The organism is Pseudomonas sp. GW458-11-26-14-LB4 (assembly GCF_059423925.1).
This window is the reverse complement of the sequence record NZ_JBWKYU010000005.1, coordinates 140,509-158,089: the sequence shown is the minus strand read 5'-3', so window position 1 is coordinate 158,089 and position 17,581 is coordinate 140,509. Positions and strand designations below refer to the sequence as shown.

At 58.9% G+C, this 17,581-nt stretch carries 11 protein-coding genes; 4 read left to right on the top strand and 7 right to left on the bottom strand.

Annotation, left to right across the window (positions count from 1 at the left end; genetic code table 11):
- Window positions 1–6 precede the first annotated feature (6 nt).
- From AC07XZ_RS08975 to AC07XZ_RS08965, 3 genes are read left to right on the top strand one after another with little or no spacing between them, the layout of a single operon-like run.
- The gene (locus tag AC07XZ_RS08975) at window positions 7–4,113 is read left to right on the top strand and encodes a Tc toxin subunit A-related protein (protein ID WP_102687234.1); all 4,107 of its coding nucleotides are present in this window, start codon (window positions 7–9) and stop codon (window positions 4,111–4,113) included.
- Window positions 4,110–4,640 (top strand): hypothetical protein, encoded by a 531-nt coding sequence (locus tag AC07XZ_RS08970; RefSeq protein ID WP_494990439.1) that lies wholly within the window; start codon window positions 4,110–4,112, stop codon window positions 4,638–4,640. The genes AC07XZ_RS08975 and AC07XZ_RS08970 overlap by 4 nt, the downstream gene beginning before the upstream one ends.
- A gap of 28 nt (window positions 4,641–4,668) precedes the next feature.
- On the top strand, window positions 4,669–8,442 hold the full coding sequence (locus AC07XZ_RS08965; RefSeq protein ID WP_102719542.1) for an alpha-2-macroglobulin family protein: 3,774 nt from the start codon (window positions 4,669–4,671) through the stop codon (window positions 8,440–8,442).
- Window positions 8,443–8,450: 8 nt separating this feature from the next.
- On the opposite strand, the gene AC07XZ_RS08960 is transcribed toward AC07XZ_RS08965, so the two are convergent.
- Genes AC07XZ_RS08960 through AC07XZ_RS08935 form a run of 6 tightly spaced genes read right to left on the bottom strand, consistent with a single transcriptional unit; the run spans window position 8,451 to window position 15,170 of the window.
- Window positions 8,451–9,782 carry a DUF58 domain-containing protein gene (locus AC07XZ_RS08960; RefSeq protein WP_102687238.1) on the bottom strand — a complete coding sequence of 444 codons (1,332 nt, stop codon included), beginning with the start codon at window positions 9,780–9,782 and terminating at the stop codon, window positions 8,451–8,453.
- Window positions 9,779–10,780, bottom strand: a complete 1,002-nt coding sequence (locus AC07XZ_RS08955; RefSeq protein WP_102687239.1) for an AAA family ATPase — start codon at window positions 10,778–10,780, stop codon at window positions 9,779–9,781. The genes AC07XZ_RS08960 and AC07XZ_RS08955 overlap by 4 nt, the downstream gene beginning before the upstream one ends.
- Window positions 10,777–11,943 (bottom strand): DUF4350 domain-containing protein, encoded by a 1,167-nt coding sequence (locus tag AC07XZ_RS08950; protein WP_102687240.1) that lies wholly within the window; start codon window positions 11,941–11,943, stop codon window positions 10,777–10,779. Before AC07XZ_RS08950 ends, AC07XZ_RS08955 begins: the two co-directional genes overlap by 4 nt.
- Window positions 11,940–13,484 (bottom strand): DUF4129 domain-containing protein, encoded by a 1,545-nt coding sequence (locus AC07XZ_RS08945; protein ID WP_102687241.1) that lies wholly within the window; start codon window positions 13,482–13,484, stop codon window positions 11,940–11,942. Before AC07XZ_RS08945 ends, AC07XZ_RS08950 begins: the two co-directional genes overlap by 4 nt.
- Window positions 13,471–14,448: a stage II sporulation protein M gene (locus tag AC07XZ_RS08940; protein WP_102687242.1), complete on the bottom strand. Its 978-nt coding sequence runs from the start codon at window positions 14,446–14,448 to the stop codon at window positions 13,471–13,473. The genes AC07XZ_RS08945 and AC07XZ_RS08940 overlap by 14 nt, the downstream gene beginning before the upstream one ends.
- Complete coding sequence (locus tag AC07XZ_RS08935) at window positions 14,445–15,170, bottom strand: RDD family protein (protein WP_102687243.1); 726 nt, start codon at window positions 15,168–15,170, stop codon at window positions 14,445–14,447. The genes AC07XZ_RS08940 and AC07XZ_RS08935 overlap by 4 nt, the downstream gene beginning before the upstream one ends.
- Window positions 15,171–15,350: 180 nt before the next feature.
- On the opposite strand from AC07XZ_RS08935, the gene sbcB reads away from it, so the two are divergent.
- Window positions 15,351–16,781: an exodeoxyribonuclease I gene (gene sbcB, locus AC07XZ_RS08930; RefSeq protein WP_102687244.1), complete on the top strand. Its 1,431-nt coding sequence runs from the start codon at window positions 15,351–15,353 to the stop codon at window positions 16,779–16,781.
- A gap of 102 nt (window positions 16,782–16,883) precedes the next feature.
- Here sbcB and mvaT read toward each other — a convergent pair whose 3' ends face one another.
- Complete coding sequence (gene mvaT / locus AC07XZ_RS08925) at window positions 16,884–17,261, bottom strand: histone-like nucleoid-structuring protein MvaT (protein WP_007951234.1); 378 nt, start codon at window positions 17,259–17,261, stop codon at window positions 16,884–16,886.
- Window positions 17,262–17,581: the final 320 nt, after the last annotated feature.

The following is a 17,581-nucleotide window of genomic DNA, read 5'->3' as shown; positions in this document are numbered from 1 at the left end:
ATGGTGATGCTCAACAAAACTTCAGGTGAGCTGTCAGCCCTGCGTCGCAATGCGTTGATTGATTTCTGTCTTCACGCAAAACATGACAAGGCCAGTCATCCCTTTCCGATGAATACCCAATCGGCGGATGACCTCTGGGAATGGCTGCGCACCGATCCGCTGGACAGCGACGAAATTGAAACCTCGTGGGTGGCGGAGGCCAGGAGCTGTTTGCAGTCCTACCTTTTTGCGGTGTTGCAGAAATTTGAACCGGGGTACGACGGGCGGGAGTTCGATCCTGACCTTCTGCAAGAGTGGGATCTCGCCAGCAGTTACGGGTCGTGGTCGGCAAGCATGCTGCTGTTGTGCACACCTGAGGATTACATCACGCCTTATGTGCGCATCCGCAAAACCGGTTTGTTCAGGGCTCTTGAGAGTTATGTGAATCAGACCTCGATCACTGACGATTCGGTGCTCAAGGGCGCTCAGCGCTACCTGCGCAGCTTTGAAGAAACGTGCAATCTGAACGTCAAGACCGGTTATCTGGATGGGGCCAATCCGCTGGAGACGCATTATTACCTGGTGGGCAGGCAACGTGTTGCACCTTTTGGCTGGTTCTGGCGTGAAGCGAACATCAAACTCGCCTTCGACTCGCCATCGGTCAACCCGACTGACTGGCGAGAATGGAAATCTGCCGACATTCCCACCGATGACACTGTGCTGGATTGTCGGATGGTCTTTTGGGAAGGCCGGGCGTGCATGGTCTGGGTCCAATGGCGCCCGGGTGTTTTCGATAACGCGGGTCAACTGCAAAGCCTCCATGAGCTGGAAGTCATGGTGGCGTTCATCGCGCTGGACGACAGCTGGTCGCCACCCATTCGCTTGCATCTGCTGCAGACGGACAAGGACGTTTCGAAGGGTTGCCGGCTGGTCGCGGTAATTTTGCGCGACGAGATCGATACCTCGTATCCCAAGGGCAGGCTGGCGGTACATGTGACCAATGCCGAGCCCAAAGTCGGTACGTCGTCTGTGGTGTCTGTCGCTATCTATGAAACCCGTGACTCGCTGTTTCGCAAAGTGAAGGACGAAACGGCGGTCATGGATTACCTGGCCAATCACCTGTTTGTCGAGCGCCGTACGCTTCAGCAAAAGATGCAGCCGAAGCTGTTTCCGGCCGTTGACAGTGAGATCACCAAGCCCGGCACGCTGGCCGAGTACCTGGGGATCAAGGCTTATATCGTGCGTAACAGCGCTACTGAGCACTCGCTCTGGGTTCAGGGGCATTGTGCCCATGTCTCACGTGGCGGTGGCACGAACGTTGAGTTCACGCTGAAAGTCGAATTCACCACTGGTGGTGACCCGGACCCAGTTACTGCCAGTTACTCGAGTTCCGGTGGATGGGCAACGAAATGGCAGGAGATCAAGCGAACAGGGTTCAACAGCAGCACGCTCACCGTGAAACTGACAGGCGCCGCAGACTACGGTGAGCGAACCCTCGTCCTGACAGTCCCCGCCACGCTCGGTGATCATGGACCTCTACCGTACATCCATGACACCGATGCGCAGGGCGCCCAGTTTCTGGCCTTCAACCAACCGGCAAACGTTCTGAAGTTGAAATACGTCCGGCTCAATACGTTGATCGGTCACGAACTGGTGTTGCGCTCCAGTGTATCGATCGGCGTGTTGCTGGACTGGGCGACGCAGTTTCCGAAGGAGCCGCCTTTGCCCGAAAGCCAGGTCGAGCCGAACGGTCCGTTCGATGGTGCCAATGGTCTGTTTTTCTGGGAGCTGTTTTTTCACCTGCCACATCTGATTGCCGTCCGGCTGCGTGACGAGAACCGTTTTGAGGCGGCCCAGCGCTGGCTGCATTTCATATTCGAGCCGCAGTCGCCCGCTAAACCGGCGCAGGGTGATACCCCGGCAAGGCCGCAATACTGGCATTGCCGGCCTCTGGACGTGGAAAAGCCCGACATCTGCTATTGCTATGAAGTCTTCGCACCGGGGGATCCGGATGCCATCGCCTATTCATCGCCCTGGCATTACAAGGTCGTGATTTTCCTCGAGTATGTGAACAACCTCATCGCCTGGGGTGACTGGCTCTATCGCCAGATGACGCGGGACAGCCTGACGGCCGCCAAGCTGCAGTATGTCCGGGCCCGATCGCTGATGGGAGCCAGGCCGGATACCCGTAGCGTCAATCGCTGGGTTGCAAAGGAACTTGGTGAACTTGTGGGAGAGATGCAGACCCGACCGGCCCTCGCGGAGTTTGAAACGACATTGCAGCTGCGAACAGAGGATTTACCGGTCAGGGCTGCGCGTACTCAGTATTTGGGTGTGTACGGCACGCGTTCTTTCAATATACCGGTCAGCCCGCGTTTGCTGACGTTCTTTGACCTGCCTGATCAGCGTATCGACAACATTCGCCATGGTCGGACAATCGACGGCAAGCTTGCATCCATCCCTCTTTTTACCGCCATGGATCCAAGTGAGTTGTTGAATCGCCTGGCAGCCGGTAAGGCGGGACCGGTGCGACCGATGGGTGGACAGTTGCGAGTTGCGGTCTATCGCTGGGACGTACTGTTCAATGCAGCGTTGCAGATGGTGCAGTACCTGCAGGAGCTGGGGAACGAAGTACAGCGTCTGCTTGAGCAGCAGGATCGTGTCCAGCAGGAGACGTTGCAGCAACGCCATTTGACTGAGCTTGGCGAATTCGCTCGTCGGGCACAGGAAGAATCCATAGCACGTGAGGTCGAGGGCCTTACGGCGTTGCAGCACAGCAGAACCATGGCCGAAGAGCGAGAGCTGCACTACGCCGATCTGTACGACAAGCACATTTCTCCCGATGAGTTCAAAGTCATGGAGCATGTTGAAGCCGCTTCGGGCCTCGCTTCTCTGGCCACTGGCTTTGAGATGGGGGCAGCGGTAATCCATGCGTTCCCCAAAATCTTTGGATTGTCCAATGGCAATCATGAGCCGGCTTATCTGGTCAGTGCCGTGGGATTTGGTTTTCGGATGGCCGCAGACGTGCAGCGCGCCAGTGCCGACAAGACGGCCACCTCCGAAAGCTATCGTCGTCGCCGAGAGGATTGGTGGTTGCTGCGTAAACAGGCCAATACTGAAAAGAATGCGATCAGTGCCCAGATTGCAGGTCAGGAACGGGCCATCAATGCAGCAAGGATCAATCTGGAACACACCCTTGCCGCGAATAGCCAGGCGCTCAGACTGTTCGAGTTCCTGCAGACCCGGGCGACCAATCTGGAGCTTTACCAGTGGTTGATGGGGCAACTGCAGACCTTGCACTTTCAGGCGTATGACGCCGCTGTTGCTCTGTGCCGGAGTGCCCAGACAGCCTTGCGGGCGGAAACCTGTGAGTTCGATGCCTATCAACTGAACACCGATGTCTGGAGCGACCAGCGGCGCGGCTTGACGGCTGGCGCGACATTGCAGGCCGGTTTGTTGCGAATGCGGTCGGAATATCTGCAACGCAATGAGCGACGCCAGGAGATCGTCAAGACCGTTTCACTACAACGATTGTTCAATGATCCGGCGACCCGGCCAAAGGGTTTTGACAACTGGACTGATGCGCTGGACCACTTGCTGGCAACGGGCGCACTGGATTTCGAGCTGATCCAGCTACTGTTCGATCGCGACTACCACGATCATTACTGCCGCCAGATTTCTCGTGTCGAAGTCAGTCTGCCGGTGCTCACCGGGCCCTTCGAAAATGTGGTGGTGAAACTGATACAGGTCGGCAGCTATATCGCTACAAAACCGTCGATCGAGTCTTTGGAATATCTGCACTCCGGTGGAGGCGTTGCGCCTGTCGATGTGCTGATCAACCTGAGCAGTGGGCAGCAGGTTTCCCTGTCCACCGGGCTGGATGATACCGGTGTGGTATCACTCAGAGCTGACGAAGGCATGACCCTGCCGTTCGAAAACACCGGTGTCGTTTCGCGCTGGCGGATCGTATTTCCCTGGCATTTGAACCAAAAGCCGATGCTGTCATCGCTGACCGATATCCTGATCAAGGTGTTTTACACCGCCAAGGTCGGGGATCTGGCTTTTTCCAGAAAAGTGCAGGAACTGGTGAACGAAGCTGAGCGCAAGGTCGAGGCCAAGAGGACTCAATCATGAACGAAATCGACATCGACACGGATCACAATTTCGTGATGAACGGCGACATGACTGAGGGCTATGACCACTGGGACGATGTGGCCAATCCGGGGGGCGTCGAAATCCGGAACGACGGTAACGTATCGTACATGGCGCTAACCCACCGCGCGGCGGTTCGGCAAAGGATGATCGTGCCGATCGGACAGCAGGCGGAGGTCCGTTATGGCCTGCGTCTTCTTTACGACACCACCTATTTGTCATCGCCCGGGCTAGTGGTTGTAAACAAGAGGGGGAGTGACGAAAAGTTCGAAATCGAATTGCCGGTGAAGACAGGGTTGCAGGATGTCGATCCTTTGGCGATTGATCTGACCGAGATGCGCAAGGATTTGCCGGACAGCCTGGATTTACAAGCGGGTGATGAGCTGGAGATTAATTTGAGCAGCCCGGCAAGGGGTGTGGGCGAACCCAGCTCTGTGGAAATTCGTCTGACCGGGATAGAGATAAAGCTGAATCTTCCGAAGTTGGGGGGGGGCCGTTGTTCTCATTGATGGCAAACGTTTCGACGCGGGCAACGTTGTGCCGATCTGCCTGGGGGCTACCGGGGATCAACATCACAGGGTTTTGTTTAAGGTTGATCCGCAGAGTGTCTGGAAAAATCTCGAGGCCAGCCTGTGGATTGAAGATAACCCGCTGGAGGCCATTACCGCCGAGCCCGAGTTGGGAACATCTCAGCTCATCAGTCTGGACTGGCTGCTGGATTGTCCGCAGCCGTCAGGCAAAGAACCTTATGAGCTGGAGGCGAAGATTTACAGCAAATACTCGGCGCCAGCGTATCCGCTATTGGTTTCCTGGGGGCATCACCTCTTGGAGCTGTTCGTACTCAAACAGGCCGAGACGTACCCGGTCATCGAGTACAACCAATCGGTGGAGCTGCAGGTTCAGGTCAGATCCTTCTATACCCAGGCACCGGTAGCGAGTGAGGTGGTCTGGCGGGCAGAGGATAAGGCCGGGAAGGTTTTGCACCGGGCACCCACCGATGCTCAAGGTCGAGCGACCTATCTGTGCACGCCAACCGAGGAGGGGGTGAGCAGGGTTATCGCCTCGGTTGCCAGCCCTTTGTCCGACGATGGCGAAGCGACGCATATCTTCGAAGTTCGGGCGTTTGCTATCGATCCGTTCAAAACCTTACAGGCTCGGTTCGATGGTGGGGCAGCGGCCGTCTGGGGGGAGAAGACCCGCTATCCGGAACGCGGTGAGTCATTCCCTGTCAATCTGGATATTACTGCGGAGCATCCTCTGATTGCCGCCAACTTTTTCCTGATCTGGGCAAATGGTGATTCACAAGAGGACGTCGGAGCAACCGCTCAACCGAACTTCGGGGCTCCTGCGCCTGTAGTTGACGGTACAGTCCTCTGGACAACGACCTTCGAGGACAAGCGCGACGGCCTGTTTGATTGGGTTCTCGGTTGTTCCAGGTTGCAGCATTTATCGCCAGGCAATGCCCTGTCGCTGGCTTACAACAGAGTCGAGATCGGCAAGACCTGGGGGCCGAACAAGTTGCCGATGGTGGACGAAAGCGAAATCGTCACCTGCATGGTGAATGTGCAAAAGGGCGACAGACAGCCTGTCAGTAACGTAAAAGTCGAGTTTGAAACACCGAAGGGTACAGTCACATCCCTCACGGGCGTGGATGGCTGGGCAAGCGTGGATTACTTGCCCGCCAATGCCGGTGACCAGAATATCGTCGCGCGGGTACAGCGCCACGAAGACGCGCCAGTGGATGAACATTCATTCGCCGTCAAAGCTTTGCCCACCAGCGCATGGAAAGAGCAGGTCAACTTCTCTTTGGACGGGAAACCGATTGATCGACTGATTCAGGGTGTGGTCTGTCGGCGTGGCAGAGTGCACAAGCTGCGGATTGATCCCGTTGCGAACAGCAACTTTATCGGCAAGTCGATTGCACTGCACTGGAATGCAAATACGCCCCCTTTACCGGGGTTTCAGCTGGACCCGCAAGTCGATGTTCCTCGGGTCATGACTATTTTCGGCCTTGAGTGGCACATCACCTCGGGCACCGATCTCAGCGGGTTCTCGACATTGGCGTTCAGCAGTTCCCATTTGCCGGAAAAGTGCGAGTTTCCCTTGCGGCTGCTGGCCGCCGATCTCGCCAGTGAGGTCCGGGCGATGCTTGATCATGTTTCAGCTGAACCGGGTAACGACAGGTTGTATCCCTGCCTGTGGACGTCTCACCAGTCGATGTATATGCCATATGGGATCAGCGCACTGCATGGGCTGCCTGTGAAAATGGCCATCACACCCTTGGCACCGGGAATGGAGGTCAACCCACCACTGACTGAGGATGTCGTCATGACGGCGGGTGGTGCGCGCAGGCAACTGGATTTCACCAACAGCACAGCCGATGTCGAGATGACTCAGACCGCTACCATCATGATCGATGGAGAGTCGCTGACGGCGCAGACTCAATTGAAGTTGGGCCATCACAAACTCAAGATTCTGGCCACGCGCGGTCCTGCCATTGATCCCGTCATGAGCAAGGGCGAGCGTGCCAGGGTCGAGTTTCGCTTGGGCTCGGCGTTCAATGATCAGCCGGTCAAGGGGGCAGAAATCGCGGTGCAGACCGGGAGTGCCGGGCCGGTTTCCTTACGGACAGATGCCGATGGCTGGGCGCGGCACGATGCACTGCCGAGTCAGGCCGGTATAAGCTTCATCACTGCTGTTGCTTCGAATCCTTACGATGGGTCAACGGCGGAAACCCGGACGCAGCTCACTGCCCTGGCAACGGATCCCTGGCTGGATCTGGATCTGGATCTGGATCTGGATCCGGATGTTTCCGTGAGCGCTTCACAGCGGTATGTGTGGGCAGCCAACGCGTTGTTTCCGAGACGCGGTGAGGCCTTCGGTTTCCGGCTTTTTGCGAGGGATGGCAGCCCCTTGCTTGATCAAAAGTTAGCGCTGGGTCTGGTTAATCCCGGCCGGAGTGAGGTCGGGCTCGAATTCAATCGGGTGTTGGGTGAATTCCACACGCTGGATGAGCGGGGGCTGGATTTTGAGCTCAAGGATGCAGATGTGAAGGACGCCAGTGTGTCTTTGCAGTTGGCTGCCTTTCGCTTGCTGGAACGTTCTCCTGTTCAGCCCCTGTCTTTGGGAAGTCGAGCCCTTGTCGCCCGGATTACCTCGACCAGTAGTGTTCTTGAGGTCGTTGATTGGGGAGCAACAGTGAACGCTGAAGTCACCGTAACCCATGTGTTGACCGGAAAGGCCATGAGAGGTTTACCGATCCGGTGGGAGTTGTCGGAGCAGGAGTCTCGGGTGACTTCCACCAACTATCGGGGGGTTGCGCAGATCAGCTTTGTTCCCGAAGTCGCGGGTCCAGGTATCGTCACCGCTTCTGTTGCCGGTGGCGCTGATTCGGCTTCAGTCGACTTTCGTTATTCAATGAACGAACCGTGCCAGATTGAAGATTTGGTCGTTGATGTGTCGAGCGGAAATCCCGGGCAAAAAGTGTCGGCGCATGTTTTCGTGGTTTCGGCTCTTAGCAAGAAGGCGCTGTCAGGGATCGAGGTGGGCTGGCGGCAGGGTGAACAAATATTGCCTTCGACATTCACTGATGCTCAAGGCAAGGCAACGATCGAGTTCTGGAGGGTGCCCGGTGAAACGCGATTGATCGCTTCGGTTCGAAGCGGTCTGGCCGGTAACAATGTGAAGTCGCTGATACTGTCAGCCCCGCCGGATGAGTTGGTCGTTGCAGAGCTGGCCAGTGACAAAACCAGATTTTGGCTGGGTGAGACCATGACAGCACAGGCCCGAGTGCGCTATGAGCGACACGGGGGAGTTGCACCAGGCGTACCGGTGGTTTGGCGTTTCCCGACTTCGCAGTCGCGCACCTCCATGACCAATGAAAATGGACTGGCAATGATGCAAGAGATGCCTGCGCAAATTGGTTTGCATCAGTTGGCTGCCTATGTCCAGGAGACATCTGGCGGATCCGGGACTTTGAATTATGAGGTTCTTGATCCGCTTGATTCTCCTGACCATGCAGATATCGAGTCTGTGACAGCTTCGATCAGTCCGGTGCTCGTTAACACGTACACCACAATGACCGCGCTGATTGTGGCAACGCGGTCCCGCCAGCCTATGGCGAACAGGAAAGTCTTCGTTTCCAGAAATGGACAGCCAAGCCAGGAATCAAGCACCGACAATCAGGGCAAGTACTCGCACTCCTGGTCGCCGACTTCAACCTCTGAGCAGGTTTCTCTTCGGGTCACCCTGGAAAACCCCGGCGGTACTTCGGTTAGCAAGGGGGTGACTGTGCCTGTTGTGGACCGTTGATCCGGAAGTCACAAGGCCTCGCCTTTTTTCCAGGCCAGATATCGGGCCACCAACTCGGCGCCCAGTTCGGTGGGCCGGGCATTGATGATCGGTACTCCATGAATCCTCAACTGCTCATGGAGTCTTGCCGTGCCGTTCAAGTAATCCACCGTTGCACAATAGGCCAGCGCTTCCGTCAGCGATTGAACCGGAGTCAGCCGCACGTCTTCGAGCCTTTCTTCGTACAGGCTGGCGATGAGTACGCGGTGTTGCCTGCCCAGTTGTGTCATGGCAGTCAGCAGCTCTTCATCAACCTCATCCCGCACATTAGTCACCAACACCACCAGCGCCCGACGCTTCTGCCTGGCCAACAACTGATCCACCGCCGCCGGATAATCCGCCGAACGTCGCGTGCTATCCAGATCATAAACACCGTTGAGCAACACCTTGAGCTGCCCCGTACCTTTGACCGGTGCAATAAACCGAGGCTGATCGCTGGCGAAGGTGGACAAGCCCACCGCATCCCCCTGCCGCAGCGCCACATAACTCAACAGCAGACACGCATTCAACGCATGATCGAAATGCGACAGCTCGCCGTCCTGACTGCGCATCTGTCGCCCGCAGTCGAGCATAAAAATGATCTGTTGATCCCGTTCGTCTTCGTATTCCCGGGCAATCGGTGTGCGGTGGCGGGCGGTGGCTTTCCAGTCGATCTGGCGCAGGCTGTCGCCTTCGCGAAATTCTCGCAGTTGATGGAATTCCATCCCTTGGCCACGGCCTTGGCGCTGGCGTACGCCGAGCTGGCTGAGCCAGTTGTCGACCGCCAGCAATTGGCCGCCGTAGAGTCGGGCGAAGTCGGGGTAGACGCGGGTGTGGTCGGTGATGTTCAGCAGGCGTTTGCCGGACCACAGGCCGAAGGGGCTCGGCAAGTTGAGTTCGCAGGTTTCGAAAGTGAAGTAGCCGCGCTTGAGCGGGCGCAGGCGATAGCCGATCAGGCTACGCTGGCCGGGTTGCAGCTCGGTGGAGAGCGGCAGGTTTTCATGGCTGAGGCCGTCGGGTACGTGGTCGAAGAGTTGAATGGCCAGTGGTGGGTCGAGGTCGTGTTCGACTTCCAGCCGGATTTCGCTCCAGCGACCGAGGGCCAGGCTGCCGGGCATCTGTCGTTGCACGCGGGGCGAGGGCAGGCGCTTGAGGCGCAGCGCGTCCAGCAGGCTCAGCGCAAACAGCGCCAGCAACAATCCCCAGTTGATCGACAGCAGGCTCGATGGCACCTCGACGTCCAGCGCCTGCAACGCGCCCAGCACAATGCCGATGACCAGCAGGGTCGCCAGCCAGATCAACAGCAGGCGCGAGGGTTTCACAGGCGCGGCGCCGGTACTTGGTCGAGCAGTTGCTGAAGGACTTGATCGACTTGCAGCCCTTCGATGTCCAGCTCCGGCGCAAGGCGTACGCGATGGCGCAACACCGCCAGTGCGCAGCCCTTGATGTCGTCGGGAATCACGAATTCACCGCCGCGCAACAGGGCTCGGGCGCGGGCGCAGCGCACCAGTGCAATGGAGGCACGTGGCCCGGCGCCGAGGGTCAGCCCCGGCCAGGTGCGGGTGCTGCGGGCGAGGCGCACGGCGTAATCGAGTACCTGCTCGTCCAGCGGCAGATCGCTGGCGATGCGTTGCAGGGCTTGCACATCCTTGGCCTGCAACACGGTGCGCAGCGGTTGCACGTCGAGCATATCGGCGCGGGTCGAGCGGCTGACCTGACGCACCATGTCCAGCTCCTGATCGGCGTCGGGATAATCCATGCGCACCTTGAGCATGAAGCGATCGAGTTCGGCTTCCGGCAGCGGGTAAGTGCCTTCCTGTTCGATCGGGTTCTGCGTGGCGAGCACCATGAACGGCTGGGCGATCGGCAGGGCCCGGCCTTCGAGGGTGACCTGACGTTCCTGCATCGCTTCGAGCAGGGCGGCTTGCGTCTTGGCCGGGGCGCGGTTGATCTCGTCGGCCAGCAGCAGGTTGGTGAACAACGGGCCTTTGCGCAGTTTGAACTGCTCGGTCTGCAAGTCGTAGACCGCGTGGCCGGTGACGTCGCTGGGCATCAGATCCGGGGTGAACTGGATACGTGCAAACTCGCCGCCGAAGCACTTAGCGAGGGCGCGTACCAACAGGGTTTTGCCGAGGCCGGGAACGCCTTCGAGCAGCACGTGACCGCCGGCGATCAGCGCGGTCAGCACGTCGTCGATCACCGGGTTCTGGCCGATCAGCGCCTTCTGCAATTCACCGCGCACCGCTTGCGCCAACTGGCTCGCGCGCTGGCGTTGCTGGGCCGCGTGGCCGGGCGAGCCGGGTTCGATGTGTTCGGTCATAGCGTGTTCCTCAAGGCTTGCAGGTGAGCGACCTGACGGCAGAATTCGGCGCTGGACATACGCCGCTTCGGTGCCGGGCTCAGGGCCTGGCTGATGGCACGGGTCGGCTGGCGGGTCAGGCGCGACAGCACCAGCCATTGTTCGGCGACGTTCAGTTGGTCGAAACCGGGATGACGATGGCGGGCGCGGCGCAGGACGTCCTGCTGCAACGCTTGCAGCAAGGTCTGTTGACCGTTGTGACGCAGGATGAAATCGGCACTGGCGCGCAGGTGTTCCATCAACTGCCGGCGACCACTCGGAGCCGGCGCTTGCAACGGTCCGTGACGCACGCCGACATGCCACAGCCACAGGCCGATCAGCGCCAACAGGGCGACGATGGCTTGCGGGAAATAGCGCCAGAGCAGGGTCAACAGACCGTCGTGTTCGGTGTTGTACAACAAGGTCACGGCGGTGTCGGCGCTGAGGTACCAGAGCAGCCAGGCATTGTCGTGCTGTGCAATCGCCGGGGTTTTCCACAGGTCGGCATCGGTGACCACGGTGATCGTGCCGAGGCCGAAAGCCAGTTGCATCATGTGCGTGGCTTTCGCGCTGTTGGCCCAGGCCTGGGCGAGGTTTTTCGGGTCGTCGAGGTGGAACGCGGTGTCGAACCCGGCATAGGCGGGCGCGTCTTCGTCTTCCAGATAGAGCTTGGTCAGGTTGGGGTAAGGATCTTCGGCGGCATCCGGTGGCGTGCCCTTGAGATCCTTGGTGAAGGATTGATGCAGTTGCACGCGGTCGAGCAGCAGGTCGTTGCTCTGTCCGGTCTTCTCATCCCAGATCGATTCGGCGACGAACACCAGCCTTCCGCCGGCCCGGGCCCAGTTCAGAACCTGATCGACCTGGCGCGGGGTCATTTTCGAGCGGTCGTTGAACATCAGCAGCGTGTGCTGGCGCGGGTCGATGTCGGGCAACACGGCGAGGCTTTCGGCATGACTGACGTCGATTCCGCGTTCACGCAGAAACATCTCCGCCGCCAGATAGGGATTGGCTTGTGCGGCGGGGGACGGGCCGTGATCGACCTCGGCCTGGTAAGGCGTGGCTTTGAGGTACAGATAAATGCCCAGCGCACCGAGCAGGGCGACGATCAGCGCGCCACCCAAAAGCCAGAGCGTGCGCCGGCTCAACGGGCAACTCCGTGGCCGAACAGGGTGCGCCAGCCATCACACAATTCCTGTTGCAGATGCGCCGCCGGTACGCGGTGCCCGTAGGCCATGTTCTGCCAGTGGCCGGTGAGATGACGGCTATAAGTGAGCAGGTCCGGTCGCTGCAATTGTTCGATCCGGGCCAGCACTTCGTTTTCGGTGTCGGCGGGTTTGAGGGTCAGGTTGAAGTCGTGCAATAGATGACTGAGCAGTGCCCGGTACAGCAGACCCAGTGCCGCACGCGGTTCGGTTTGCCAGAGTTGCTCCGCGTGGCTGGCGATGTCATCGGGCAGGCTTTCCTTTTGCAGATCCAGACCGAAGGCTTGTTGTGGCAAGGGCCTTTTGGTCTGTTCGGGCAAGCGCGGGCGGCGGCCGACGAACGCTTGCAGAAAATCCCGATAACGCCAGACCAGCCAACCAATTCCGGCGATCACCGCGCCCCACAGCACGACTTCAATCGCCTTGGCCAGGCCGTCGAGGTGTCGGCCGTCCAGCCAGTCGAGCAGGGTCTTCAGCCATGGCGGAGCTTCGCCTTCCTTGGGTTTTTCGGCAGCAGCGGGATCTTCGCCGAAGCGATAACGGGTGACGGTTTCCTTGTTCTTGAACGGCGGCTGTTCGAGCAAGGCCTTGATGCTGTTGCGGGACGCCTCGCTGGTCAGCGGCTGGTTCAAGAGACGCGGTGCATCCGGAGCAGTGGCGGGGTCGGCAGCCCAGGCTGAGGGCAACCCCGGCAACAGCAGACACGCCACCAGTAGCAAGCCGATTGCGCTGCTGTTCAAACGCTGGCGCAAACGGCGAAACACCAGTTCGATGTCCCAGGCTTCGAGGACGGTGCGGCGGTTCAGATACAGGCTGAACCCGCAGGCGACATACACCGGCTCCCAGATCACCAGGATAAGCGCATAGAACGCATTGGTCAGATGCTCCAGCCAGCGCCATTCGTAGTCGGCCGCGAAGATCAGGCTTTGCCAGTCCCAATCGGTTTCGACCTGTTGCGGCAGCAGCAGGTAGAACAACACCATCAGGCCGATCCACAGCGCCGTTTCCAGATGCACGCCGATGATCGTCAGCCACTGCGCGGCGCCGGCATTGCGTTGCAGCAACACCTGCAAACGCTGCTGGCGGGCCGAGCCGTCGAGGCCTTCGAGTTGCAGCACGGGCAGCAGGAAGCTGCGGCTCAGGCTGAAGCGGCGCCAGGTCAGGCTGGCGATGAGTTGCGGCTTGAGCAGGCGCGGCCATTGGCGCAAGGTCTGCTTCAAGGTGGGCGTTTCGCCGAACAGCGCCTTGGACAGGATGTACAGCGGCAAGCGTTCGTAGGCCGGTTTCAGCCACCAGAAGATGAACACGGCGAGTGACGGCGAATCCCAAAACAACAGGCTGAGCACCGCGAAAAGCGGCAGTGTGACGATGGCCCAACTGGTCATCAGCAGGCGCCGATGTTGCTGGCTCATGAGCACGCCCAGGTCCATGGCTTCCCAGGTGGTGCGCGGACGGATCGCCACGGTCGCATCACTCAGGCGCATGGCGGGTCCTTCCGGCGAACAGCAGATAGAACGCCACACAGAGCCAGAGCCCGGCGCCGACCAGGTATTTGGTCTGCGGCGTAACCCCGGTGCGCGACGACCAGTAGGCTTCGATAAACGCAGCGATCAACAGAAACAGCATCACGCCACAGATCAGCAGGATGCTCTGGCGCGCCGCAATCTGCAGGGCTTCGATTCGTGTCAGGCGTCCCGGCGCGATCAATGCCCAACCCAGTTTCAATCCCGCCGCACCGGCCAAAGCGATGGCGCTGAGTTCGAACGCACCGTGCCCGATCACGAACGACCAGAAGGTCTGGCCAAAGCCGATCTCACTGAGATGCCCGGCTACCGCGCCGATGATCAGCCCGTTGTAGAACAGGAAAAACGCACTGCCCACCCCCAGCAGCAAACCGCTGGCAAAGGTCTGAAAGGCGATGCCGATGTTGTGCATGATGTAGTAGCCGAACATCACCCAGTCTTCGCTCGCCGCGCGTTCGGCCGAACGCCCGAGATGGCCGGCGGCGGGGTCGTACATGCTTTGCATTTCGCGCACCTGATCGGCGGGGATCAGGTTATAGACCAGCTCCGGAAACAGGAAAACCAGCAAACCGAAACCGGCCAGGCTGCCGAAGAACAACAGGGCGGCGGCCAGCACGAAGCGCCATTCGGCGCGCACCAACCGTGGAAAGCCGGCGAGGATGAAACCCAGCACGTTAGCGCCGAGCTGGCTGCGATGACGGTAAAGCTGTTGATGGCCGCGCAGCACTTGCTGTTGCAAGGAGTCGACCAGAAAACTGCTGTAGCCACGTTCCTGCGCCAGCGCCAGATGCTGGCAGAGACGGCGATAGGCCTTGGGAAAATCCGCGACTTGCGAAGTGTCCTTGCCTCGTTCCAGACGTTCGAGGGCGAGGGTGAAACGCTCCCATTCGGCCTTGTGGCGAGTTTCGAAAAGGCTTTGCTTCATGACGGACCCAGCAGGCCGCGCGCGATGCCGTTGAGTTCACCGACGGCTTTCGGCGCACTGATGTGCAGTGGCTGGGCGAGTAATGCAGCAAGTTCGTTGACCCGCGCCGTCGACAGTTCACCTTGGCGCTCAGCGAAAGCGAGCAGGGCGCGTTGTTCAGTCAGGGTCAGCGGGACCGGCGAGCGGCGGGGTTCGGCATCGGGCAATTGCGGGCGCTTGAGCGGGCGTTCGCTATAGATCACCAGCGTGCCGGCAGCGATGTCGCCGAGGCGTTTGAAGGTCGGGTGTTGCAGGCAACTGATCGCACCGAGGAAATAGCCGAACGGCATCAGGTCGACAAAACGCAGCAGGTTGCGCAGCAGCGAGGCCGACCAGCCGACCGGCGTGCCGTCGTCGTGCACCACCCGCAGGCCCATCCATTGCTTGCCCGGCGAGCGGCCCTGACGCAGCACCTCGAACAACACCATGTACCACCAGCTCACCACGAACAGCAGCAGTGAGCCGAGGCCGATGCCTAGTTTGCCGAGCAACGCCAGCACCATGAGCAGCAGACCCAGGATCAGCCCGCGCAAACCCAGATCGAGGGTGAACGCCACGGCACGCACCATCAGGCCGGCGGGGCGCAGCGGCAGGTCGATGCCTTCCGGCGTTTCGACCTGGTGCCGCGTGTCCAGTGGCGGGGCCAGCGGTGCTTTCCTTGGCGGTGCTGTGGTCTCGAGCATGGGCTACCTGATGTTGCCGGATCGGGATGCAAGTGCGTCCGATGCTAGCAGTCTCTCGGGGGGGAACGACATAACTATGTCATACACATCTTTCAACCAAAGGTGACTGAATGATGCGGCGCTGGCCGCGACCGCAGTCGAACGCCTAGACTTTGCCGATCTTCAGTTCAGGAACCGCCCGTGACTTCCATTTTCTGGTACGACTACGAAACCACCGGCATCAATCCCCGATGCGACCGCCCGTTGCAGGTGGCCGGGATCCGCACCGACCACGAACTCAACGAAATCGACGCGCCGGTCAATCTCTACTGCCAGCCCAGCGAAGACATCCTGCCGCACCCGGCGGCGTGCGCAATCACCGGCATCACTCCGAGTCGTCTCGCCGAGCAAGGTTTGAGCGAAGCCGACTTCATGACCCGGGTTCACGCTCAGCTCGCGGCTCCCGGCACCTGCGGCGCTGGGTACAACACCCTGCGCTTCGACGACGAGATGACCCGCTACAGCCTGTACCGCAACTTTTTCGATCCCTATGCCCGTGAATGGCAGGGCGGCAACAGTCGCTGGGACCTGATCGATGTAGTACGAGCCGCCTATGCGTTGCGCCCGGACGGGCTGGTCTGGCCGACCGATGACGAAGGCAAGGTGACGCTCAAGCTCGAACGCCTGACCGCCGCCAACAACATCGATCATGGCAATGCCCACGAAGCCCTGTCGGACGTACGCGCCACCATTGCCCTGGCCCGGTTGATCCGCGAGAAGCAGCCGAAGTTGTATGACTGGCTGTTCCAGTTGCGCAGCAAACAGAAGGTCATGGACCAGATTCGTCTGTTGCAGCCGATGGTGCACATCTCCGGTCGTTTCTCCGCTGCGCGCAGTTATGTCGGCGTGGTGCTGCCACTGGCCTGGCATCCGCGCAACAAGAATGCGCTGATTGTCTGTGATCTGCACCTGGACCCGCAGGGCCTGCTCGACCTGGATGCCGAAACATTGCGCCAGCGCCTGTATACCCGGCGTGACGATCTGGCCGAAGGCGAGTTGCCGGTGCCGCTCAAGCTGATTCACATCAACAAGTGCCCGGTGGTGGCGCCGTTGTCGGTCCTGAGGGCTGAAGATCAGCAGCGTCTGGGTCTGGACATGGCGTTGTATCAGGCGCGTGCATTGCGACTAAGTGACGCACAACAAGTTTGGAAAGATAAAGTCTCGGCGATTTATGCCAGCGAAGATTTCACCTCGAGTGAAGATCCCGAACAACAGTTGTACGACGGATTTATCGGTGATCGCGATCGTCGTTTATGTGAGCAAGTGAGGACGACCGATCCTGCTCAATTGGCGCGAGAGCAATGGCCGTTCGATGATGAACGTTTGCCTGAATTGTTGTTTCGATATCGAGCACGTAACTTTCCCGATACGTTGAATTTCGAAGAGCAAGAACGCTGGAAAATCTTTTGCCGGCAACGCTTGTCCGCGCCGGAGTGGGGCGCCCCTAATACCTTGCAATCTTTTGCCGAGGCCATGGAGCAATGGCTGCTTAGTGCTGCGCCGATGCAGGCCGAGGTGTTGGTTGAATGGCAGAACTATGTCCAGGCATTGCGCAAACGTTTGGATCTTTGAAATCGAACATGTCCGGCATCTTGAATGCCGTGCATAAAAAAACGCCAGCATTCGCTGGCGTTTTTTTGTGTCACAGAAGCGCTCTGCGACAAGGGTTGCGGCTTAGCCCAGCAGGGTAGCCCAGCCTTCAACCACGTCACCGCCCCACTTGGCTTTCCACTCTTTCAGAGTTTTGTGGTTGCCACCTTTGGTTTCGATGACTTCGCCGTTGTGCGGGTTTTTGTATTGTTTAACTTTGCGAGCACGCTTGGTGCCGGTAGTTTTGGCTGCGCCGCCACGTGGTGCTTTGGTTTTGGACTCTGGATCCAGCAGCGCGATGATGTCGCGCAGGGATTTGGAATATTCGCCCATCAGTGTGCGCAGTTTGCCTTCGAATTCCAGCTCGGCTTGCAGTTTGTCGTCTTGCGACAGGTTCTTCAAACGGGCTTGCAGCTCTTTGATAGCTTCTTCGGTGGCGCGATATTCGTTGATCAAGGACATGATTACTACCTTATGTGGGAGTGCGCAATGGCAGGGGACAGTGCGGCAATAATAGTCAGGCTGTTTCATCAAGTAAACATTTAACCGGGGTTTTTATTTGAATTAGTTACGTTGAAAAGCCGTGAATTGAATGTTCAGTTAAATAATGTGATGGAGTCTTCACAGATATTCACACAAGCCTGTTCATGCATGGCTATTACTGCGCCATCATTCTGGCGTTTGAGGGCGTCAAAAAAGCTGCGGCGGCCTGCCGTGAGGCTTCGAGGGTCATCAATACTGCAGTTTTTCCGCGCAGTCGCTAGAATGGCCGCCTTTGCGAA

Coding starts and splice junctions, on each gene's coding strand:
- mvaT (WP_007951234.1), bottom strand. CDS start 17,261: ATGTCCTTGATCAACGAATATCGCGCCACCGAAGAAGCTATCAAAGAG.
- AC07XZ_RS08945 (WP_102687241.1), bottom strand. CDS start 13,484: ATGCGCCTGAGTGATGCGACCGTGGCGATCCGTCCGCGCACCACCTGG.
- AC07XZ_RS08975 (WP_102687234.1), top strand. CDS start 7: ATGCTCAACAAAACTTCAGGTGAGCTGTCAGCCCTGCGTCGCAATGCG.
- AC07XZ_RS08955 (WP_102687239.1), bottom strand. CDS start 10,780: ATGACCGAACACATCGAACCCGGCTCGCCCGGCCACGCGGCCCAGCAA.
- AC07XZ_RS08935 (WP_102687243.1), bottom strand. CDS start 15,170: ATGCTCGAGACCACAGCACCGCCAAGGAAAGCACCGCTGGCCCCGCCA.
- AC07XZ_RS08970 (WP_494990439.1), top strand. CDS start 4,110: ATGAACGAAATCGACATCGACACGGATCACAATTTCGTGATGAACGGC.
- AC07XZ_RS08940 (WP_102687242.1), bottom strand. CDS start 14,448: ATGAAGCAAAGCCTTTTCGAAACTCGCCACAAGGCCGAATGGGAGCGT.